Raw genomic sequence first — 20,846 nt, 5'->3', positions numbered from 1 at the left:
ACGGCGGAAGGTGGCGGACGCGTGCGATGGAAGAACCTCAGGGAGCAGACCGTGTACGAGAACCGCTGGTTCCGGGTCAACCTCGCCGATGTCGAACTCCCCGACGGACGGCACCTCGACCACTTCGTGATCCGGCTGCGGCCCGTCGCGGTGGCCACGGCGGTCAACGACGCCAACGAGGTGCTCCTGCTGTGGCGGCACCGTTTCATCACCGGCACCTGGGGATGGGAGCTCGCGGCGGGCGTCGTCGAGGACGGCGAGGACATCGCGGCCGCCGCGGCCCGGGAGATGGAGGAGGAGACCGGCTGGCGGCCCGGCAGGCTGCGCCGCCTGCTGACCGTCGAGCCCTCGAACGGGCTCACCGACGCCCGGCACCACATCTACTGGTCCGACGAGGCCACCTATGTCGGGTACCCGGAGGACGACTTCGAGTCCGACCGCCGCGAATGGGTGCCGCTCAAGCTGGTCCCGGACATGGTCGCGCGGGGGGAGGTCCCCGCCGCGAACATGGCCGCGGCCCTGCTGCTTCTGCACCATCTCCGCCTGGGCTAGGGCGCGTTTCAACAGTCCCGCACCCGGACTCCGTCCGGGTGGGGGTGCCCCCGGCCGAAGGCTGGGGGAGTGCCCCAGGTCCGCGACGTCCGGCACGCACTTCCCCAGCTACCGCTGGGTTGGGGGTCCTCCGGCCGGAGGCCGGCGGAGGGCCCCATCCGCGGTGCCCGATCGGCCGAGCAGGCCCTCCGCCGGCCGTCGGCATGGGGGCCCAGAGGCCCATCGGGCGCCTTGCGGCCGATGCACCAGGCCACCTCGCCACTGGGCAAACCTTGGCCGGCGCGGCACCAGGTTCCGTCCGCGGCGGAGCGCTGTACCCGGCGGGGCCGGGCCACGGCGGTCCCCGGGCTTCGTTCGGGGGCGCCCCGGCCGCGCCGCGGAAGCAGGGGCGGCGGCGAACGCATGGCGGAGGGGCGTGGCCGGGGGCCGGGCCGGGATTGCTCGGACAGGGCCCCGCCGCTGCCCTCAGTGGCCGGTGGCCTGCCAGGCGGTGACGGCGAGTGCACACACGCCGGTGAGCGCGGCAACGGACGGTAGCGGCCAGCGGCTGTGCTCCAACGCGGCGACCCGTACGGCCAGTTCGGCCAGGTCCCGATCCGTCTGATCGTTCCGCTGGGCGAGAAGGGCGAGTTGGCCGTCGATGCGGGCGAGGCCCACATCAAGGATGCGGCGAAGCTCTGCGAACTCCGCGGCTACCACGGCTTGCTCGGGTTCGGTGGTCACGTCCGCTCCTCAGCAGGAGTCGTCTCCACGCGGCCGCTTCCAGGGGCGCGGCCCGCCTGTCAGCCGTACGATCCCGAGTCAACAACCGGGCCGGACGGGGCGGGAGAGTGTGCGGGAGGAATATGCGGGCATCCGCCGCGCGCCCCGTGTGAAACCTGCACCCGCGCCGCCGGGCCGCACACGCTGCCGGTCCGCTCAGCGCAGTGGTTGACTCTTCATGCGACTCCGGGAGCCACCTCGGAACCGGGCCGCGGGTCTGCCCCGAGCCCAGCGGCCCACCGCCCCGTTCGTACGGTCATGGCGAACGGGGCGGCGCCCTGTGGGCACGGAGGCACAGAGGTGCGGATCCAGGGAGCCGCAGAGGCGCGCCACGGATCCAGGGAGCCGCAGAGGCGCGGATCCACGGCGATGCGGTCCACGGAGGCGGGAGCCCAGGGAGGCGCAGAGGCGCGGAAGACCGGGCGGTGCCTGCTCGTCACGCCGCGCGGGGACAGAGCTTCGCCGGAGAGGCGGCTTGTCGCGGACGGTCAGTCGTACAGATAGAAGCCGGAGCCGGTCTTGCGGCCGAGACGGCCCGCGTCCACCATCCGCTGGAGCAGCGGCGGAGCGGCGTACAGCGGCTCCTTGAACTCCTCGTACATCGACTGGGCGACGGAGGCGACGGTGTCCAGACCGATCAGGTCCGAGAGCTTCAGCGGGCCCATGGGGTGGGCGCAGCCCAGTTCCATGCCGTTGTCGATGTCCTCACGGCTCGCGATGCCCGACTCGAACATGCGGATCGCGGAGAGCAGATAGGGGATGAGGAGCGCGTTGACGACGAAGCCGGACCGGTCCTGGGCGTGAATCGCGTGCTTGCCCAGCACTCCGGTGACGAGCTCCTCGGCCCGCTTGATGGTCTCGTCGCTCGTGGTGAGGGCCGGGATCAGCTCGACCAGCCTCTGTACGGGCGCCGGGTTGAAGAAGTGGATGCCGATGACCTGGTCGGGGCGGGAGGTCGCGACGGCCAGCTTGACCAGCGGGATGGAGGAGGTGTTGGAGGCGAGTATCGCGTCGTGCCGGGTCACGACCTGGTCGAGGACCTGGAAGATCTCGGTCTTGACCTGCTCGTTCTCGACAACGGCCTCGATGACCAGATCCCGGTCGGCGAACTCCCCCAGGTCGGTCGTGAAGCTCAGCAGGTCGAGCGCCGCGTCCCGCTCATCCTCGGTGATCTTGCCGCGCTCCGCGGCCTTGCCGAGGGAGTTCGTCAGACGGGTACGGCCGATCTCCAGGGCCTCACCGGTGGTCTCCGCGACCATGACCTCCAGGCCGGAACGGGCGCAGACCTCCGCGATGCCCGCGCCCATCTGGCCGCAGCCCACCACTCCGACGCGTTGGATGTCGGTCACATCGTGCCTTTCGCTGATCTTCTTCGGCCGGCGAGGCGGCCGTACGTCCCCGACGGTCGGTCAGGGGACCGGGCGCCCGCCTCGGCCTCAGACGTTACTCTGCGCCCTCCTGTGCCGAGGGGGCCGGGGCAGGCATCCTGGGCCGGTACGGGGGGACGTACCCAGCCAAGAAGGGGCGACAAATGCCGCGTATCACTCGAAGAGGCTTAGCCGCCGGGCTTGCGGTGGCACTGTCCGGAACGTCGATGGCGGGCGACGCGACGGCGTACGCCCCTCGCGGGAAGCGAAACGGCGGGCGCCGTTCGCAGCGGCAGTTCCGGGGCATGTGGCTCGCGACCGTCGCCAATCGCGACTGGCCCTCCAGGCCCGGACTGCCCGCGGACCAGCAGCAGGCCGAGCTGGCCGGCTTCCTCGACACGGCGGTACAGCGGCGGCTGAACGCCGTGGTGCTCCAGGTCAGACCGACCGCGGACGCACTGTGGCCGTCCCCGTACGAGCCGTGGTCCCAGTACCTCACGGGAGAGCAGGGCAAGGACCCCGGCTGGGATCCGCTCGGCTTCGCGGTGCACGAGGCCCACGGCCGCGGCCTGGAGCTGCACGCGTGGTTCAACCCGTACCGGATCGCCAACCACACCGACCCGTTACGCCTGGTCCCCGGCCATCCCGCGCGCGTGCACCCGGAGTGGGTGGTGCCCTACGGCGGCAAGCTGTACTACAACCCCGGGCTGCCCGAGGTCCGGCGCTTCGTCCAGGACGCCATGCTCCACGCGGTCCGGCACTACGCCGTCGACGCCGTGCACTGGGACGACTACTTCTACCCCTATCCCGCCGCCGGACAGGTCTTCGACGACGACGCGGCCTGGGCCGAGTACGGGGAGGGCTTCCCCGACCGGGCCGCGTGGCGCCGCGACAACACCGACCGCCTGGTACGGGAGACGGCCGCGCGGATCAAGGAGATCAAGCCCCAGGTGCGCTTCGGTATCAGCCCCTTCGCCGTCTGGCGCAACCGCACCACCGACCCGGCCGGGTCCGACACCCGGGCGGGGGTGCAGACCTACGACGACCTCTACGCCGACACCCGCATGTGGGTCCGCGAGGGCTGGATCGACTACATCGTCCCGCAGGTGTACTGGAACATCGGCTTCGCGGCGGCCGACTACGCCACCCTCGTCCCCTGGTGGTCCGGCGTCGTCGAAGGCACCGGGGTCGACCTGTACATCGGTGAGGCCCTCTACAAGGCGGGCGACCCGGCGCAACCCGCACCCTGGCAGGACCCGGCGGAGCTGTCCCGCCATCTCACGTTCGACAGGGACTGGCCGCAGGTGCGCGGCCATGTCTTCTTCTCCGGCAAGGAAGTGGTCGTCGACCGGATCGGGGCGATGGCCCGGGTGGTCGCCGACCACTATCCGACGCCGGTGCGCCCGCCGCGCTGAGCCGTGGGGGGCGCGTGCGGCTCAGCGCCCCGGGTGGGGCGCGCCCTTGTGCAGCACCACCGAGTCGGGACCGGGGGACACCAGGCACTCCTTGCCGTCGTCCTCGAAGCGCACTCGGTACGGCGGCTCGCCGTGGTCCCCCAGGACCTCGACGATCTGCGCTTCCCGGTCGTGATGCCCGACGGTCCTGCCGTGCACGACCAGCATGTCGCCTTTCTTGGCTTCCATCCGGTTGACCTCCAGTCGGGGGAGGGGCTGCGCCACTGGGTGGAATAGGGCGCTTCGTTCTCGTCAGTCTACGGCGGTGAGCGCGCCTTGCACCCCCGCCGAAGCGTCCGTTCAGGTGCTCGCGCGCTGGGTGACCGCGATGCACAGCAGGACGGCGAGCGCGGTCAGCGGGGCGGCGGGGGTGAGGTGTTCGCCGAGCAGCAGCACGGCCCAGAGCAGGGTGAGCAGCGGCTGGGCGAGCTGGAGCTGGCTGGCCCTGGCGACGCCGATCACGGCCATGCCGCGGTACCAGACCACCAGGCCGAGGAACTGCGAGCCCGCGGCGAGCCAGAGCAGTCCGGCGACCGCGTGCGCCGAGAGCCGGACGGGCTCGGTGTGGAGTGCGAGAGCGGCGGCGGGGACGGCCGCCGGGAGGCAGAGGACCAGCGCCCAGGCGATGACCTGCCAGCCGGGGAGGCGGCGGGCGAGCCGTCCGCCCTCCGTGTAGCCCGCCGCGCACACCAGCAGGGCGGCGAACAGATACAGGTCCCCGGTGGCCGGGGCGCCGCCGCTCTGCAGCAGGGCGAAGGCGATGACGACAGCCGCTCCGGCGAGGGCGGCCAGCCAGAAGGTACGGGACGGCCGGGCGCCGGTGCGTACGGCCGAGAAGGCGGCCGTGGTGAGCGGGAGCAGTCCGACGACCACGGCGGCGTGCGAGGTCGAGGAGGTCCGAAGAGCCAGGGTCGTCAGCAGCGGGAAACCGATGACGACCCCCGCCGCCACGACGAGCAGACCGGCTCGGTGGCAGCGCTCGGGGAAGGGCACGGAGGGCCAGCAGGCAGCCGCCGGCGATGAGCGCGGCCAGCACCATGCGGACGGTCGTCACGCTCCAGGGGCCGAGGCCCTCCAGAGCCCAGGCCGTCGCCGGGAACGTCAGCGAGAAGGCGCTCACGCCGAGAGCGGCGAGGGCGGTTCCGCTGCCGACCGCTATCGTCAACGGTTCAGTAGCGCTATCTTGTACTGTCATGCACGAGCGTAGCAGTGTTGACGGACTGGCCGGTGTCCTGCGCGAAGAGGTCAACCACTACTCGCCGGGAGAGAAGCTGCCGTCCAGTCGGGCGCTGGTGGACCGCTATCGGGTGAGCCCCGTGACGGTGACGCGGGCGCTGGGCGTCCTGGCTGCCGAGGGGCTGGTCGTCACCCGCCCCGGCGCGGGTGCCTTCCGTGCCCGGCTGAGGGACCCTGCCCCCGAGCCGCGCGACACGTCCTGGCAGGAGCTCTCCCTCAGCGCCGAGTCCGCGGCGGCTTCGGGGGAACCCGTGCCGCGTACCGTCGACGCCTCGGGCGTGCTCGCGACCCTGGCCGCGCCGCCTCCCGGCGTCATCGAGTTCAACGGTGGCTATCTGCATCCCGCACTCCAGCCCGAGCGCGCCCTCGCCGCCGCGCTCGCCAGAGCGGGGCGCCGACCGGGAGCCTGGGGCCGCCCGCCGGTGGAAGGCCTGACCGAACTGCGGGAGTGGTTCGCCCGTGAGATCGGCGGGCCCTCCGGTCCGGTCGGGGCGTCCGACGTCCTGGTGACCGCCGGCGGCCAGAGCGCCCTCACCACGGCGCTGCGCGCGCTCGCTCCGCCCGGCGCCGCCGTCCTGGTCGAGTCACCCACCTACCCGGGAATGCTCGCGGTGGCACGTGCCTCGGGGCTGCGCCCGGTGCCGGTCCCGGTGGACACCGAGGGCGTACGGCCCGAACTCCTCGCGGCGGCGTTCCGGGCCACCGGCGCCCGGGTCTTCGTCTGCCAGCCGCTCTTCCAGAACCCGACCGGGGCCGTGCTGTCGCCGCGGCGGCGCGAAGCGGTCCTGAGGGCGGCGCGCGAGGCGGGAGGCTTCGTGGTGGAGGACGACTTCGCGCGCTACCTGGCCCATGAGGACGCCGGAGCGCTGCCACCGCCGCTGGCCGCGGACGACTCCGACGGCGTCGTGGTCCACGTTCGCTCGCTGACCAAGGTCACGTCGGCGAGCCTGCGCGTCGGTGCGCTCGCGGCGCACGGTCCGGTGCTGTCCCGGCTGCGGGCGATCCAGGTCGTCGACAGCTTCTTCGTCCCGCGCCCCCTCCAGGAGGCGGCTGTGGAACTCGTCGGTGCCCCGGCCTGGGGCCGCCATCTGCGGACCGTGGCCGCGGAGCTCCGCACCCGCCGGGAGGCCATGGCGGCCGAGCTGCGCCGGGAGCTCCCCGGCCTCGCCGCCGGCCATGTCCCGTCCGGTGGCTACCACGTGTGGTTGCGGCTGCCCGACGGCGCGGGGGAGGACACGGTGGTGACCGCGGCCCTGCGTGTGGGCGTCGCCGTCGCCCCCGGCAGACCGTATTTCGCCGCCGAGCCGCCCGCCGCCCATCTGAGGCTCAGCTTCGCCGGGGTGGCGGGAACGGGAGAGATCGCCGAGGGCGTCCGCCGACTCCGTACGGCCTGCGCCGAGGCGACCGGCTGACAGCGGGCAGGCCGCGGGCCGGGCCGCCACCGCGGCCGGGGGTTCCCTGCCGCCGGGTACCACCGCCCCCTCCGGCCGGAGCTCGAAACGCACCCGCGGTGCGGGCCGGCCTGGCCGCAAGGGAATGTATCCGGGGTGCGGGGCTGGGGCCGTTCTGTGGAGATCGAGCTGCCGGGCGCGGGCCGACAGCCGAGGATGAAGGACATGAGCAAGACCACGGTCGTCAACCTCAAAGGCCATCTGGACGATCCGGAGTTCGCCGATGTCATCTACGTCGGCCGCCCCATGCACCGCGGCGGCCGGCATCTCGAGGGGTCCCCGCTGGCCAGCCCCTTCCGTCCCGGCCCCGACGGCACCCGGGAGGAGGTGGTCGAGAAGTACCGCGCATATCTTCTGGGCCGCCCGGACCTCCTCGCCCTCCTCCCGGAACTCCGTGGGCACAGGCTGGGCTGCTGGTGCGTACCCAAGTCCTGCCATGCCCAGGTCATCGCCGAGCTCGCCGACGCGGGGGTGAAGTGAGGGGTGACGGGACGCCGGGGCGGCCGGTGCTCACCCCGGGCCGACCGCCGGGGAATCGTCCTCCCGCAGGGCGTGCTCGGCGCTGACGTCGACAGCGCAGCGTGGGGGTGGGTGCTCGCCCGGGCCGGGTGCGGCCGGTGTGACTCAGCGATGCAGGTGGCCCTGTGCATGATCGCCATCATGCCGGGCCAACCACGGTGCTCAACGCGGCCGACTCGAGCGCTGAAGGGCCACTGAAGCGCTGAGTCACATGCGGCAGGCCGGATGCTGAGCTCCGCGCATTGCATAAAGCTGCAATATTCCGTATAGTCATGCCATCGATGAGGAGGTTTCGATGGCAGTGCGAGCGGCAGTGGCCGGAGCGAGCGGATATGCGGGCGGGGAAGTGCTGCGTCTGCTGACCGGTCACCCCGGGGTCGAGGTCGGCACGCTCACAGCGAACTCCAACGCAGGTCAGAGGCTTGGCGCGGTCCAGCCGCACCTGCTGCCGCTCGCCGACCGGACGCTGGAGCCCACCACCGCCGAGGCCCTGGCGGACCATGACGTGGTCTTCCTGGCGCTGCCCCACGGGCAGTCCGCCGCCGTCGCCGAGCAGCTCGGCGACTCGGTGCTGATCATCGACATGGGCGCCGACTTCCGGCTCCAGGACGCGGCGGACTGGGAGAGGTTCTACGGGTCCCCGCACGCGGGGACGTGGCCGTACGGCCTTCCCGAGCTGCCCGGGGCCCGCGACGCGCTGCGGGGGGCCCGGCGTATCGCGGTCCCCGGCTGCTACCCGACCGCCGTCTCCCTCGCGCTCTTCCCGGCGTACGCGGCCGGGCTGGCCGAGCCGGAGGCCGTGATCGTGGCCGCGTCCGGTACCTCCGGCGCGGGCAAGTCCCCCAAGCCGCATCTGCTGGGCAGCGAGGTCATGGGCTCCATGAGCCCGTACGGCGTCGGCGGCGGCCACCGTCACACCCCCGAGATGATCCAGAATCTCTCGGCCGCGGCGGGGGAGCGGGTGTCCGTCTCGTTCACCCCGACCCTCGCGCCGATGCCCCGGGGCATCCTCGCCACCTGCACCGCGAAGGCGAAGCCGGGGACCACGGCGGAGGGGCTGCGGGAGGTGTACGAGAAGGCGTTCGCCACCGAACCGTTCGTCCATCTGCTGCCGGAGGGCCAGTGGCCGGCCACCGCCGCAGTCCATGGTTCCAACGCCGCACACCTCCAGGTCGCCCTGGACGAGGCCGCCGGCCGCATCGTCGTGATCAGCGCCATCGACAACCTCGCCAAGGGAACCGCCGGCGGTGCGGTGCAGAGCATGAACCTCGCCCTCGGACTCCCCGAGGACACGGGTCTTTCCACGATCGGAGTCGCACCGTGAGTGACGCCCGCGCAGCCGCCGGGCTGCGGACGATCACGCCGGTCACGAGTGCCGCGCCACTGTGCCGCGCGGGCGACGGGGACATCGGCCGCGGGTGCGGCGGAGTGAAGAAGGAGGCACCGTGAGCGTCACGGCAGCACAGGGATTCACGGCGGCGGGCATCGCCGCCGGGATCAAGGAGAACGGCAGCCCCGACCTGGCTCTCGTCGTCAACAACGGCCCGCGCCGGGCCGCTGCCGGCGTCTTCACCTCCAACCGCGTCAAGGCCGCTCCCGTCCTCTGGTCCGAGCAGGTCCTCAAGGGCGGCCAGGTCTCGGCCGTGGTCCTCAACTCCGGCGGCGCCAACGCCTGCACCGGTCCGCTCGGCTTCCAGGACACCCACGCCACCGCCGAGAAGGTCGCCGACGTGCTCGGCGGGAGCGCGGCCGAGGTCGCCGTGGCCTCCACGGGGCTGATCGGCCTCCGGCTTCCCATGGACAAGCTGCTGCCCGGCGTCGAGAAGGCGGCGGCCGAACTCTCCTCCCACGGTGGTGAGAAGGCCGCCGTCGCCATCAAGACCACCGACTCCGTGCACAAGACGGCCGTCGTCGAAGGCACCGGCTGGACCGTCGGCGGCATGGCCAAGGGCGCGGGCATGCTCGCCCCCGGGCTGGCCACCATGCTCGTCGTCCTGACCACCGACGCCGCCGTCGATGCCCCGGAGCTCGACAAGGCCCTGCGCGCCGCGACCCGTACGACCTTCGACCGGGTCGACTCCGACGGCTGCATGTCGACCAACGACACCGTGCTGCTGCTCGCCTCCGGCGCCTCCGCCGTCACCCCCCGCTACGACGAGTTCGCCGAGGCGGTACGGGCGGTCTGCGACGACCTCGCCCGTCAGCTCATCCGCGACGCCGAGGGCGCGTCCAAGGACATCCGCATCGAGGTGGTGGGCGCCGCGAGCGAGGACGACGCCGTGGAGGTCGGGCGCTCCATCGCCCGTAACAACCTCCTCAAGTGCGCGATCCACGGCGAGGACCCCAACTGGGGCCGGGTGCTGTCCGCGATCGGCACCACCTCCGCCGCGTTCGACCCGGACCGGCTGAACGTCGCCATCAACGGCGTGTGGGTGTGCCGGAACGGCTCGGTGGGCGAGGACCGTGATCTCGTCGACATGCGCTACCGCCAAGTCGACATCACCGCCGACCTGGCCGAGGGCAGTGAGTCCGCGGTCATCTGGGCCAACGACCTCACCGCCGACTACGTCCACGAGAACAGCGCGTACTCCTCATGACCGCACGCAAGCACACCGCCCTTCCCAAAGCGCAGACCCTCATCGAGGCGCTGCCCTGGCTGACCCGCCACCACGGCAGGACCGTCGTCATCAAGTTCGGCGGCAACGCCATGATCGACGACGAGCTGAAGGCCGCGTTCGCGCAGGACGTGGTCTTCCTGCGGCACGCGGGCCTCAAGCCGGTCGTCGTGCACGGCGGCGGTCCGCAGATCAGCGCCCATCTCGACAAGCTCGGCCTGGTCTCGGAGTTCAAGGCCGGACTGCGGGTCACCTCGCCCGAGGCCATGGACGTCGTACGGATGGTCCTGGCCGGGCAGGTGCAGCGCGAGCTGGTCGGTCTGCTCAACCAGCACGGCCCGCTGGCCGTCGGGATGACCGGTGAGGACGCCCATACGATGACGGCCACCAAGCGGTACGCCGAGATCGACGGCGAGCGGGTGGACATCGGCCGGGTCGGCGAGATCGCCGAGATCGACACCGGTGCCATCCAGGCCCTGCTGGACGACGGCCGGATCCCCGTGGTGTCCTCCATCGCCCGCAGCGCCGACGACGGGCATGTCTACAACGTCAACGCCGACACCGCCGCGGCCGCCCTCGCCGCCGCGCTGAACGCCGAGACCCTGATGGTCCTCACCGATGTCGAGGGGCTGTACGAGGACTGGCCGAACAGCGACGACGTCATCAGCCGGCTCACCGCCACCGAGCTGGAGAAGCTGCTTCCCGACCTGGCCAGCGGCATGGTCCCGAAGATGGAGGGCTGTCTGCACGCCGTACGCAACGGGGTCACCACCGCCCGGGTGATCGACGGGCGGGTGCAGCACTCGATCCTGCTGGAGATCTTCACCGACGAGGGCGTCGGCACGATGGTCGTGCCGGACGGGAACGCGCACCACACGACGGCGACACAGGGGGAGTCATGAGCAACCAGGAACTGACCCAGCGCTGGCAGGGCGCGCTGATGGACAACTACGGCACCCCGCGGCTGCCGCTGGTCCGCGGCGAGGGCGCCACGGTCTGGGACGCGGACGGCAAGGAGTACACCGACTTCGTCGGAGGCATCGCCGTCAACGCCCTCGGCCACGCCCACCCCGCCGTCTTCCGGGCCGTGTCCGACCAGATCGCCACCCTCGGCCATGTCTCCAACCTCTTCGTCGCCGAGCCCCCCGTCGCCCTCGCCGAACGGCTGCTCCAGCTCCTCGGCCGCCCGGGGCGAGTGTACTTCTCCAACTCCGGTGCCGAGGCGGTCGAAGCGGCCTTCAAGATCGGGCGGCGCACGGGCCGTACGCATATGGTCGCCACCGTCGGCGGCTTCCACGGGCGGACCATGGGGGCGCTCGCCCTCACCGGCCAGCCGTCCAAGCAGGACCCCTTCCTGCCTCTGCCCGGCGAGGTCACGCACGTCCCGTACGGGGACGCCGAGGCGCTGCGCGCGGCCGTCACCACCGACACCGCACTGGTGATCGTCGAGCCGGTGCAGGGCGAGAACGGCGTCGTCGTACCGCCCAAGGGGTATCTGGCCGAGGCCCGGGAGATCACCCGCGCCACCGGCACGCTGCTGGTCGTCGACGAGATCCAGACCGGCATCGGCCGCACCGGCCACTGGTTCGAGCACCAGGCCCAGGGCGTCGAGCCGGATGTCATCACCCTCGCCAAGGGCCTGGGCGGCGGTCTGCCGATCGGCGCGACCGTGGCGTTCGGGGAGGCCGCGGACCTGCTGACGGCCGGTCAGCACGGCTCGACCTTCGGCGGGAACCCGGTCGCCTGCGCCGCCGCGCTGGCGGTGCTCGACACCATCCGGGACCAGGGAATCCTCGACCAGGTGAAGCGGACCGGCGAACGGCTGCGCTCCGGCATCGAGGCACTCGGCCACCCGCTCGTCGGCCATGTCCGTGGCGCGGGGCTGCTGCTGGGTATCGTGCTCACCGAGTCCGCTGCGCCGCAGGTGCAGCGGGCGGCTCAGGAAGCCGGTCTCCTGGTGAACGCGGTCGCGCCCGATGTGGTGCGGCTGGTCCCGCCGCTGATCGTCGGTGACGACGAGGTGGACACGTTCCTCCGGGCCCTCCCGGCCGTCCTCGATGCCGCAGACGGGGACCGACGATCCGGAGACTGACGACGATGACCGAGGCGCAGGACACCGAGCACGGCGGGCAGGCCGTGCCGCAGACCCGCACCGCCCGCCACCGGCGGATTGTCGACATCCTGAACCGGCAGCCGGTGCGGTCGCAGAGTCAGCTCGCCAAGCTGCTCTCCGACGACGGACTCTCCGTCACCCAGGCGACGCTCTCCCGCGATCTGGACGAGCTGGGCGCGGTGAAGATCCGTAACACCGGCGGCGAGCTGATCTACGCGGTGCCGTCCGAGGGCGGCGACCGTACGCCACGCGCACCCCTCGGCGAGTCCGCGAGCGAGGCACGTATGGCGCGGCTGGCCGGTGAACTGCTGATCTCCGCGGAGGCCTCGGCCAACCTCGTCGTCCTGCGGACCCCGCCGGGCGCGGCGCAGTTCTTCGCCTCGGCCATCGACCAGGCGGGGGTGCACGAGATCATCGGCACCATCGCCGGTGACGACACGCTGCTGCTCATCAGCCGGGCCGCGGACGGCGGCCAGGCCCTCGCCGACCACCTGCTGCGGCTGGCGCAGAAGGCGCGCTGACGATCGCGCCGCTCCGGCGCCGGCGGCTTCGGAGACGGGGCCGCTCCAGCGGCGGCTCCGGACGTCGCGCCGCTCCGGCGTCGGCCGCACCCGTGTTCGGGGCAGTCCGGCGGCAACCGGCCACGGGACATCCGTCTGCTCCGGCGTCGGCCGCTCCGCTGCCGCGCGTCCGCCGTAGCCCGCACGCCGTCCCTCTAGGGCGGGTTTCGAAAGTAGCGCCGTCCGCCCGAAGGGTGGGGGTCGCGGCGGCTGGTGCGTGCGATCGCAAGGCGGAGGGTCGTCCTCGTACTGGGCGTACTCGGACGAGCCCGACAACGCAGCGAGCGTGCGTGCCAGGCGTCGCGAGCCAGGCGGGACTTTCGAAACACGCCCTAGCCCCCCGTGCGCCCGTTTCCGGACCTGCTCAGCCCACCTTGGCGAACTGGCCGAAACCGGCGGTGCACCACGTACCGCCGTCGGCGGTGACGGCGAAGGCCTCCACGTCCGGGAGTTCCTCGAGCCACTCGCGGGCACCGGAGCCCCAGGAGAAGGCCGCCGTGGCCCAGGCGTCCGCCGCGGTCAGGCCGCGGGCCAGCACGGTGACCGAGACCAGCCCGTGCCGGGGCGGAGCGCCGGTGTACGGGTCCAGCACATGGCAGCCCCGCTCCGCCGTGCCCGAGGTGGCGACGGCCAGCTCGCCCGCACCCTCCACCACGGTCACGAACCGCCCCGGGTGGAGCGGATCACTGATGCCGATCCGCCAAGGTCTGCCCGGCTCGCGGTAACCGCTCAACTGGATGTCCCCGCCGCCGTTGATGCAGGTGTCCGGGACCCCGGCCGCGGTGAGCAGCAGTGAGGCGCGCTCCACCGCCCAGCCCTTGACCAGCCCTGTGGGGTCGAGGCCACCCGCGTACCGGGCGTTGAACCAGCCGTAGCTCCGCGCCTCGGCGGACTCGCACAGCGACAGCACCTCCGAGATCAGCGGGTCGCACTCGGCCTGGGTCAACTCCCCGCGCGCCAGTCTGCTCAGCTCGCTCCCCGGCTTGTAGGTGGAGAACAGCGCGTCCACCCGGTGCAGCCAGCGCGCCGCCGCCTCCACCGCCGCTCCCGCCTGCGCGGCCCCCTCCCCGCGGATGTCGAACGAGAAGACCGTGCCCATCGCGTGCTCGACCCGGCGCACCCGCCGGAGGTCAGACACCGGCCTCGTCCAGGGCGCTCTGCAGGGACCCGATATAGCCCTCACTGGTGTACGTGGCGCCGGAGACGGCGTCGATCTCCGCGCTCTGGGCCGCCATCGTCTCCTTGCCGAGCTGCGGCACCGCGGAGGAGGTGATCTGCTGGGACCGCGGGTTGGACGACGGGGCCTGCACCGCGTCGGCCGCGGTGATACGGCCTCCGGCCAGGGTGATCCGGACCTGTACCGGTCCGTAGTCGGTCTTCACCGCCTTGCCGGTGACCGTACGAGCGGCCTGCCCGCCCCCGGACGGGGGTTGCTCCCCCTGCTGCCCGGCGTTCGGTGGACCGGGATTCTGCGGCTGCCCCTGCTGTCCCGGCTGCTGAGGACCGGACGGTGCGGTGCCCCCGGCCGGCTGCTGGGGCTCCGCCGGGGCCGTCACCCCCGCCGCGGGAGCCCCGGCCTGCGCGGAAGTCCCCGGCATCCCCGGCGACTTGAGGGCCAGCAACAGGACGACGCCGGACACGGTGGCTGCGGTGCTCAGCAGGATGCGGCGTATCGGGTGCTTTTTCATGGCCTCACAATTCGAAGGACTCGTGGTGGATACGGCGTGCCGGGACTCCGGCCTCGCGCAGTGCGGCGTAGGACTCCTCGGCCAGACCGGGGGGCCCGCACAGAAACACGTCGTGCCGTTCGATGTCGGGCAGCATGCGGCTCAGGGCCTCCGCGCTGATCTCGGGACGGGCGCCGTCCGGCCCGTTCACCGCGTACAGCAACCGCGCCTTGCGCGTCCTCGCGATCGTCTCCAACTCGCCCCACAGAGCCAGGTCCTCCTGGCTGCGCGCCCGGTAGAGCAGGGTCAGGTCCCCAGGGCTCGCCGGAATCGTCTCGAAGAGCGCGCGCAGCGGGGTGATCCCGGCGCCTCCGGCGAGCAGCAGCACCTTGGCACCCCGGCCGCGTTGCCGGCGGGCGGCGGTGAGGGCACCGTACGGCCCCTCCGCCCACACCCTGGTCCCGGGGCGCAGGGAGGCCAGCGCCGCGCTGTGGTCACCGGCCTCCTTGACGGTGATGCGCAGCAGACCCGAGCCCGGCGGGGCCGAGAGCGAGTACGGATTCGAGGTCCAGCGCAGTTTGGGTGCGAGGAAGCGCCAACGGAAGAACTGCCCGGCCTCCGCGCCGAGCCGGTCCAGCCGCCGTCCGCGGATGATCACCGAGAGGATGCCCGGGGCCTCCCGGACGGTGGATTCCACCCGCAGCCGGTGCCGGAGGTTGAGGCGTACGGGAGCGAGGACGCGGTACCACAGCACCAGCGCGGTCACCGTGCCGTACAGCGCGTACCAGCCGGTGCGGGCCGCGGGGACGGCCGCGAACTCCGAGCCGGTGGTCAGCTGGTGCCAGAAGGCCAGATAGACGGCGGCGTAGGTGAGCAGATGGAGGTAGTACCAGCTCTCGTAGCGCAGCCTGCGGCGGACGGCTCCGGCCGAGACCGCCCCGACGGTCAGCAGCAGGGCTGTCCCCACCGTGGCCTCGATCATGTCGGGATAGTCGAGGACGACGGTGACGGCCTGTTCCACCACCCCCGTCCCGGCCTGGGCGGCGTAGCCCCACAGGATCAGCACGAAGTGGGCGATCACCAGGAACACCGTGTAGCGGCCCGCCATCGCGTGCCATCGCGCCACCCGGTCGGAGCCGACCCTCCGCTCCAGCGCGGGCACCCGCGCCATCAGGGCGATCACCACGGCCGTGGCGTAACCGGCCAGCAGACCGGTGATCCTCCCTGCCCCGGTGAGCCAGTCGGCGGTGGCCGCGACGGCGGTGGTGGTGTGCCACCACAATCCGATCACCGCGACGGCCCCTGCCCAGAGGAGCACGAGAAGGGGTGTCGCGGGGGAGCGGCGTGGCCGCATCCGTTGTTCCGCCCGGCGCCGGGCTGCCCGGCCGGTCTCCTGAATGATCTGCATCGTCGCCAAGGTCCCGCCCTCCCTGGAGCGCCCCGGCACGGGCTACGAAGGGCCGGGGTCACCCACTGATACGCACGGGTGGCCGCGGATGCTCATTCGCGGGACCGGTTGGGTGCGTTGGGGGGCGCCGTACGCCGCACCGCTGGAGCGCATTGACGAAACATACGGAGTGCTGCATACTTATACCCGTCAGCGTATGCACCGTAAGGAGAAACCCGTGACCGAGCGCGTCGTACTCGCCTATTCGGGCGGCCTGGACACCTCCGTCGCCATCGGCTGGATCGCCGAGGAGACGGGCGCCGAGGTCATCGCCGTTGCCGTGGACGTCGGCCAGGGCGGCGAGGACCTGGACGTCATCCGCAAGCGCGCACTCGCCTGCGGTGCTGTCGAAGCCGAGGTCGCCGACGCCAAGGACGAGTTCGCCGACGAGTACTGCCTCCCGGCGATCAAGGCCAACGCCCTCTACATGGACCGCTACCCGCTGGTCTCGGCCCTCTCCCGGCCGACCATCGTCAAGCACCTCGTCGCCGCCGCCCAGAAGCACGGCGCCGGCATCGTGGCGCACGGCTGCACGGGCAAGGGCAACGACCAGGTGCGGTTCGAGGCGGGGATCTCCTCCCTCGCCCCCGGCCTGAAGTGCATCGCCCCGGTGCGGGACTACGCGATGACCCGGGACAAGGCCATCGCCTTCTGCGAGGAGAAGAACCTCCCGATCGCGACCACCAAGAAGTCCCCGTACTCCATCGACCAGAACGTCTTCGGGCGGGCCGTGGAGACCGGCTTCCTGGAGGACATCTGGAACGCGCCGATCGAGGACGTCTACGAGTACACCCAGAACCCGGCCACGCCGCGCGAGGCCGACGAGGTGATCATCACCTTCAAGGAGGGCGTGCCGGTCGCCATCGACGGCAAGCCGGTCACGGTGCTCCAGGCCATCCAGCAGCTCAACGACCGGGCGGGCGCCCAGGGCATCGGCCGGATCGACATGGTCGAGGACCGGCTCGTGGGCATCAAGTCCCGGGAGATCTACGAGGCGCCGGGTGCGATCGCGCTGATCACCGCCCACCAGGAGCTGGAGAACGTCACCGTCGAGCGTGAACTCGCCCGCTACAAGCGGCAGGTCGAGCAGCGGTGGAGCGAGCTCGTCTACGACGGTCTGTGGTTCTCTCCGCTGAAGCGCGCGCTGGACGGGTTCATCTCCGAGGCCAACGCCCATGTGTCGGGTGACATCCGGATGACCCTCCAGGGCGGCCGGGCCGTGGTCACCGGACGCCGGTCCGAGGAGTCGCTCTACGACTTCAACCTCGCCACGTACGACACCGGTGACACGTTCGACCAGTCGCTGTCCAAGGGCTTCATCGAGATCTTCGGCATGTCCTCGAAGATCGCGTCCAAGCGCGACCTGGCCTGACGGGCCGCCCGACGGCACCGACGGTAACCTCCCGTACCACCGCCGCCTCTCCGCCCCCGGCGGGGAGGCGGCTGCACCATCCCAGCCACGAGGAGCAGAGCAGTGAGCAACGGCGCTGAGTCGACGGACAGGACGGCCGGCGACGTCCGGCTCTGGGGCGGGCGATTCGCCGACGGCCCCGCCGAGGCGCTGGCCAAGCTCTCGGCGTCCGTCCACTTCGACTGGAGGCTCGCCCCGTACGACATCGCCGGGTCCCGTGCCCACGCGCGCGTGCTCCACAAGGCCGGGCTCCTGACCGCCGACGAGCTGGAGCGGATGCTCACCGGCCTGGACCGGCTGGAAGCCGATGTCGCCGACTCCACGTTCACCGGCACCATCGCGGACGAGGACGTGCACACTGCCCTGGAGCGCGGTCTGCTGGAGCGGCTCGGCCCCGACCTCGGAGGCAAGCTCCGGGCCGGCCGCTCCCGCAACGACCAGGTGGCCACCCTCTTCCGGATGTATCTGCGCGACCACGCCCGGATCATCGGCGGACTCGTCGCCGACCTCCAGGAGGCGCTGATCGGTCTCGCCGAGGCCCATCCGGACGTGGCCATGCCGGGCCGTACCCACCTCCAGCACGCCCAGCCGGTCCTCTTCGCCCACCATGTCCTCGCCCATGTCCAGGCGCTGAGCCGGGACGCGGAGCGGCTGCGCCAGTGGGACGAGCGGACGGCCGTCTCGCCGTACGGATCGGGCGCTCTCGCGGGGTCCTCGCTCGGGCTGGACCCCGAGGCGGTCGCCGCCGACCTCGGCTTCGAGCACGGCTCCTCGGGCAACTCCATCGACGGCACGGCCTCCCGCGACTTCGTCGCCGAGTTCGCCTTCATCACCGCGATGATCGGCATCGATCTGTCCCGGATCGCCGAGGAGATCATCATCTGGAACACGAAGGAGTTCTCCTTCGTCACCCTCCACGACGCCTTCTCCACCGGCTCGTCGATCATGCCGCAGAAGAAGAACCCCGACATCGCGGAGCTGGCGCGCGGCAAGTCCGGCCGTCTGATCGGCAACCTCACCGGGCTGCTGGCCACCCTCAAGGCCCTCCCGCTCGCGTACAACCGCGACTTGCAGGAGGACAAGGAGCCCGTCTTCGACTCCTGCGACACCCTCGAGGTCCTGCTGCCCGCCTTCACCGGGATGATGGCGACCCTCACGGTCAATCGCGAGCGTATGGAGGAGCTGGCCCCCGCGGGGTTCTCCCTCGCCACGGACATCGCCGAATGGCTGGTCAAGCAGGGAGTCCCCTTCCGCGTCGCCCATGAGGTCGCGGGCGAGTGCGTCAAGGAGTGCGAGGCGCACGGCATCGAGCTCGACCGGCTCACCGACGAGCAGTTCGCCACCATCTCCCCGCACCTCACCCCCGAGGTGCGTACGGTCCTGAACGTGCCGGGCGCGCTCGCCTCGCGCAACGGCCGCGGTGGCACGGCGCCGTCCGCGGTGGCGGCCCAACTCGCCGAGGTGAAGGCCGATCTCGCCCGGCAGCGGCAGTGGGCCACGGCCAAGGGCTGATACGCGCCACCTGGCCGCCGCCGGGAATGTCGTGAACCCGTGAAGAGGGCTTTCCACGGCGTCGCGGCCCAGGAGGAACCTTCTTCCCACACATAGCCACCCGGCTCCTCACCCGAGGAAATGGGTGGCTTCGTTGTCAGTGCCTCCCCGTAGAATTTCTATCAAGTTGATCGCGGCGGGTGCGCGACCGGAACTCCTCTGCCTTGTTCTGCCCGGACGAGGGGAGAGGTGTGTCCGGGGACCGATGACCGCCCTGCTGTGGGGAGGCAGCGATGGTGTTGAGGCACGCGGTTGATAGGCACGACGAGGTGGGGGGCGACGTCATGGAAAGGTTTTTCAGCGGCATCACCACAGCACGACTGTTCACAGCCGGGCGGTCGGCGGCCACAGCGGCCCGCGACCTGTTCATGGCCGGTAGCAGCATGAACGACGACCATCACGCGACCTTTCATCCGGAGGGCCGCAGACCGGCGGGTGCTTACGGATAATTCCGTTGTTCCACGGTGAGTTCGTTCGCTATGCTTTACGGCCGCTATTCCCGGCGTGAGCGAAGGCCGTAGAGATATGACCTGTCGCATGTCGAACTGCGTCACACGCAGGTAGGGGGTGAATCCTCCTGCCCGGGTGGAGAATGGGTCGGCATTTGGCGCGCTCGTCCCGGGCGTACCAGCCGGAGACGGAACCACCGGAAAATGCGGTTCGGTATCGACGGTGTTTGTACGGCGGCCCGCCATTGACCGTTTCTTCTTCCAGTCGAAATCGGTGGGCCGGGCCGCCCTTGGGGCGAACGGGCGCGAGGGATACGGCAGATGTCCTTCCGTAGGGCCACACTCGGGCGCCGGGATGGGATGCAGGCTCGGCGGTGAGACGTACCAGCGGGGTCGAGGACCTCAGGGGCCGCCGCTCCGTTGCGACGGGGCGGCGGCCCCCGGCCCTTCACCGGGGAGGACGCGCGTGAGGGGGCGTGAGGACACGACCGGTGCGGAGACGGTGGGGACACCCCCCGCGCGAGCCCCGGTGGTTCGGTGCCGCACGGCCCGGTCGCGGCATCGGCTACCGTGGCTGGCGTCCGCCCGCCGAACCACCTGTACAGGGGCCCCGCCATGGCCTTCGCCCGCCTTGCAGAAGCGACCGCGCCGACGGCGCGTATCGGACTCGGCCTGGCCGCGGTCGGCCGTCCCGGGTACATCACCCTCGGCCGTGAGCGGGACCTTCCGGCCGAGCGCTCGGTCGACGCCCTGCGCGAGCGCACCCACGCGCTGCTGGACGCGGCGTACGCGCAGGGGGTGCGCTATGTGGACGCCGCGCGGTCGTACGGGCGGTCGGAGGAGTTTCTCGCCGACTGGCTGGGACGGCGCCCGGACGCCGAGGACGTCGTGGTCGGCAGCAAGTGGGGCTACACCTACACCGCTGACTGGCGCACGGACGCCGAGGTGCACGAGGTCAAGGACCACAGCGTCGCGGCCTTCGACCGGCAGTACGCCGAGACCCGGGCGCTGCTCGGTGCACGCCTCGATCTGTACCAGGTCCACTCCGTCACCCCGGACAGCCCCGCGCTCGACGACCCCGCGCTGCACGACCGCCTGGCGCGGCTGGCGGCGGAGGGCGTCACGGTGGGGCTGACCACCAGCGGTCCCGCCCAGGCCGACACGATCCGCGCCGCCCTCGAGGTCACGGTGGAGGGCGAGCCGCTCTTCCGCACCGTCCAGGCCACCTACAACCTGCTGGAGACCTCGGCGGGCCCGGCCCTGGCCGAGGCCCGTGAGGCCGGCCTGTGGGTGATCGTCAAGGAAGCCATGGCCAACGGCCGTCTGGCGGGCCCGGACGCGCCGTCGGCGGTGAGACGGGTCGCGGAGGAGGCGGGCGTGGGATGCGACGCCGTCGCCCTGGCCGCGGTTCTGCGGCAGCCGTGGGCGGGGACCGTCCTCTCCGGCGCTGCCACGACCGGTCAGCTGGCCGCCAACCTCGCCGCCTCGGCTCTCCGCCTCGACGACGACCGGTCGGCCCGCCTCATGGATCTCGCGGAGCAGCCCGCCGCCTACTGGGAGCACCGGTCCGGGCTGCCCTGGGCCTGAGCACTGCGCTCCACGACGACACGACGACACGACGACACGACGGCGCAGCGATGCGGCGATGTGGCGATGTGGCGATGGGGCGACATTCCAACGATCGGAGGGTGG

19 protein-coding genes and 1 pseudogene are annotated in these 20,846 nt (G+C 71.8%); 13 read left to right on the top strand and 7 right to left on the bottom strand.

All coding sequences use genetic code 11. From position 1 onward, the window contains the following. Nucleotides 1-21: 21 nt before the first annotated feature. The gene (locus ACTWQE_RS06730) at nucleotides 22-552 is read left to right on the top strand and encodes an NUDIX domain-containing protein (protein WP_443327876.1); all 531 of its coding nucleotides are present in this window, start codon (nucleotides 22-24) and stop codon (nucleotides 550-552) included. Between the two features lie 465 nt (nucleotides 553-1,017). On the opposite strand, the gene ACTWQE_RS06725 is transcribed toward ACTWQE_RS06730, so the two are convergent. Together ACTWQE_RS06725 and ACTWQE_RS06720 are read right to left on the bottom strand one after the other, a co-directional pair. Further along, nucleotides 1,018-1,275 (bottom strand): hypothetical protein, encoded by a 258-nt coding sequence (locus tag ACTWQE_RS06725; RefSeq protein ID WP_443327875.1) that lies wholly within the window; start codon nucleotides 1,273-1,275, stop codon nucleotides 1,018-1,020. A gap of 527 nt (nucleotides 1,276-1,802) precedes the next feature. Continuing rightward, nucleotides 1,803-2,663, bottom strand: coding sequence for a 3-hydroxybutyryl-CoA dehydrogenase (locus ACTWQE_RS06720; RefSeq protein WP_443327874.1), 861 nt, complete (start codon nucleotides 2,661-2,663; stop codon nucleotides 1,803-1,805). A 182-nt stretch (nucleotides 2,664-2,845) separates the two neighbouring features. On the opposite strand from ACTWQE_RS06720, the gene ACTWQE_RS06715 reads away from it, so the two are divergent. Beyond that, nucleotides 2,846-4,096 carry a glycoside hydrolase family 10 protein gene (locus ACTWQE_RS06715; RefSeq protein WP_443327873.1) on the top strand — a complete coding sequence of 417 codons (1,251 nt, stop codon included), beginning with the start codon at nucleotides 2,846-2,848 and terminating at the stop codon, nucleotides 4,094-4,096. A 21-nt stretch (nucleotides 4,097-4,117) separates the two neighbouring features. Here ACTWQE_RS06715 and ACTWQE_RS06710 read toward each other — a convergent pair whose 3' ends face one another. Next, a complete protein-coding gene (locus ACTWQE_RS06710) occupies nucleotides 4,118-4,324 on the bottom strand; it encodes a DUF1918 domain-containing protein (RefSeq protein WP_443327872.1) in 207 nt (68 codons plus the stop codon). Nucleotides 4,325-4,435: 111 nt separating this feature from the next. Then, a pseudogene (locus ACTWQE_RS06705) lies at nucleotides 4,436-5,330 on the bottom strand (DMT family transporter). On the opposite strand from ACTWQE_RS06705, the gene ACTWQE_RS06700 reads away from it, so the two are divergent. The 8 genes from ACTWQE_RS06700 (at nucleotide 5,329) to ACTWQE_RS06665 (ending at nucleotide 12,590) form a co-directional block, all read left to right on the top strand. Next, nucleotides 5,329-6,783: an aminotransferase-like domain-containing protein gene (locus ACTWQE_RS06700; protein WP_443327871.1), complete on the top strand. Its 1,455-nt coding sequence runs from the start codon at nucleotides 5,329-5,331 to the stop codon at nucleotides 6,781-6,783. The pseudogene ACTWQE_RS06705 and the gene ACTWQE_RS06700 overlap by 2 nt on opposite strands. A 204-nt stretch (nucleotides 6,784-6,987) precedes the next feature. Then, complete coding sequence (locus ACTWQE_RS06695; RefSeq protein ID WP_443327870.1) at nucleotides 6,988-7,302, top strand: DUF4326 domain-containing protein; 315 nt, start codon at nucleotides 6,988-6,990, stop codon at nucleotides 7,300-7,302. 334 nt (nucleotides 7,303-7,636) lie between these two features. Next, nucleotides 7,637-8,665 (top strand): N-acetyl-gamma-glutamyl-phosphate reductase, encoded by a 1,029-nt coding sequence (argC, locus tag ACTWQE_RS06690; RefSeq protein ID WP_443327869.1) that lies wholly within the window; start codon nucleotides 7,637-7,639, stop codon nucleotides 8,663-8,665. Then, on the top strand, nucleotides 8,662-8,790 hold the full coding sequence (locus ACTWQE_RS06685; protein WP_443327894.1) for a hypothetical protein: 129 nt from the start codon (nucleotides 8,662-8,664) through the stop codon (nucleotides 8,788-8,790). Before argC ends, ACTWQE_RS06685 begins: the two co-directional genes overlap by 4 nt. Next, nucleotides 8,787-9,938, top strand: a complete 1,152-nt coding sequence (gene argJ, locus ACTWQE_RS06680) for a bifunctional glutamate N-acetyltransferase/amino-acid acetyltransferase ArgJ (protein WP_443327868.1) — start codon at nucleotides 8,787-8,789, stop codon at nucleotides 9,936-9,938. The genes ACTWQE_RS06685 and argJ overlap by 4 nt, the downstream gene beginning before the upstream one ends. Continuing rightward, nucleotides 9,935-10,858, top strand: coding sequence for an acetylglutamate kinase (gene argB, locus ACTWQE_RS06675; RefSeq protein ID WP_443327867.1), 924 nt, complete (start codon nucleotides 9,935-9,937; stop codon nucleotides 10,856-10,858). Before argJ ends, argB begins: the two co-directional genes overlap by 4 nt. After that, a complete protein-coding gene (locus ACTWQE_RS06670; RefSeq protein ID WP_443327866.1) occupies nucleotides 10,855-12,048 on the top strand; it encodes an acetylornithine transaminase in 1,194 nt (397 codons plus the stop codon). Before argB ends, ACTWQE_RS06670 begins: the two co-directional genes overlap by 4 nt. A 5-nt stretch (nucleotides 12,049-12,053) precedes the next feature. Further along, complete coding sequence (locus ACTWQE_RS06665; RefSeq protein WP_443327865.1) at nucleotides 12,054-12,590, top strand: arginine repressor; 537 nt, start codon at nucleotides 12,054-12,056, stop codon at nucleotides 12,588-12,590. 403 nt (nucleotides 12,591-12,993) lie between these two features. Here ACTWQE_RS06665 and ACTWQE_RS06660 read toward each other — a convergent pair whose 3' ends face one another. Genes ACTWQE_RS06660 through ACTWQE_RS06650 form a run of 3 tightly spaced genes read right to left on the bottom strand, consistent with a single transcriptional unit; the run spans nucleotide 12,994 to nucleotide 15,704 of the window. Then, nucleotides 12,994-13,728: an FAD:protein FMN transferase gene (locus ACTWQE_RS06660; RefSeq protein WP_443327892.1), complete on the bottom strand. Its 735-nt coding sequence runs from the start codon at nucleotides 13,726-13,728 to the stop codon at nucleotides 12,994-12,996. Nucleotides 13,729-13,759: 31 nt separating this feature from the next. Next, nucleotides 13,760-14,317, bottom strand: coding sequence for an FMN-binding protein (locus ACTWQE_RS06655; RefSeq protein WP_443327864.1), 558 nt, complete (start codon nucleotides 14,315-14,317; stop codon nucleotides 13,760-13,762). Between the two features lie 4 nt (nucleotides 14,318-14,321). Further along, nucleotides 14,322-15,704, bottom strand: coding sequence for a ferredoxin reductase family protein (locus tag ACTWQE_RS06650; protein ID WP_443327863.1), 1,383 nt, complete (start codon nucleotides 15,702-15,704; stop codon nucleotides 14,322-14,324). Between the two features lie 217 nt (nucleotides 15,705-15,921). Here ACTWQE_RS06650 and ACTWQE_RS06645 point away from each other — a divergent pair, with 217 nt between their 5' ends. The 3 genes from ACTWQE_RS06645 (at nucleotide 15,922) to ACTWQE_RS06635 (ending at nucleotide 20,741) form a co-directional block, all read left to right on the top strand. Beyond that, complete coding sequence (locus ACTWQE_RS06645) at nucleotides 15,922-17,115, top strand: argininosuccinate synthase (protein WP_443327862.1); 1,194 nt, start codon at nucleotides 15,922-15,924, stop codon at nucleotides 17,113-17,115. Nucleotides 17,116-17,217: 102 nt separating this feature from the next. Beyond that, on the top strand, nucleotides 17,218-18,666 hold the full coding sequence (gene argH, locus ACTWQE_RS06640; RefSeq protein WP_443327861.1) for an argininosuccinate lyase: 1,449 nt from the start codon (nucleotides 17,218-17,220) through the stop codon (nucleotides 18,664-18,666). Between the two features lie 1,103 nt (nucleotides 18,667-19,769). After that, nucleotides 19,770-20,741, top strand: coding sequence for an aldo/keto reductase (locus tag ACTWQE_RS06635; protein WP_443327860.1), 972 nt, complete (start codon nucleotides 19,770-19,772; stop codon nucleotides 20,739-20,741). Nucleotides 20,742-20,846: the final 105 nt, after the last annotated feature.

It is taken from the genome of Streptomyces sp. 8N706 (assembly GCF_052245415.1).
In the GTDB taxonomy this organism is placed as follows: domain Bacteria; phylum Actinomycetota; class Actinomycetes; order Streptomycetales; family Streptomycetaceae; genus Streptomyces.
The sequence above is the reverse complement of the archived record's forward strand: the minus strand, read 5'-3'. Positions and strand labels throughout refer to the sequence as shown.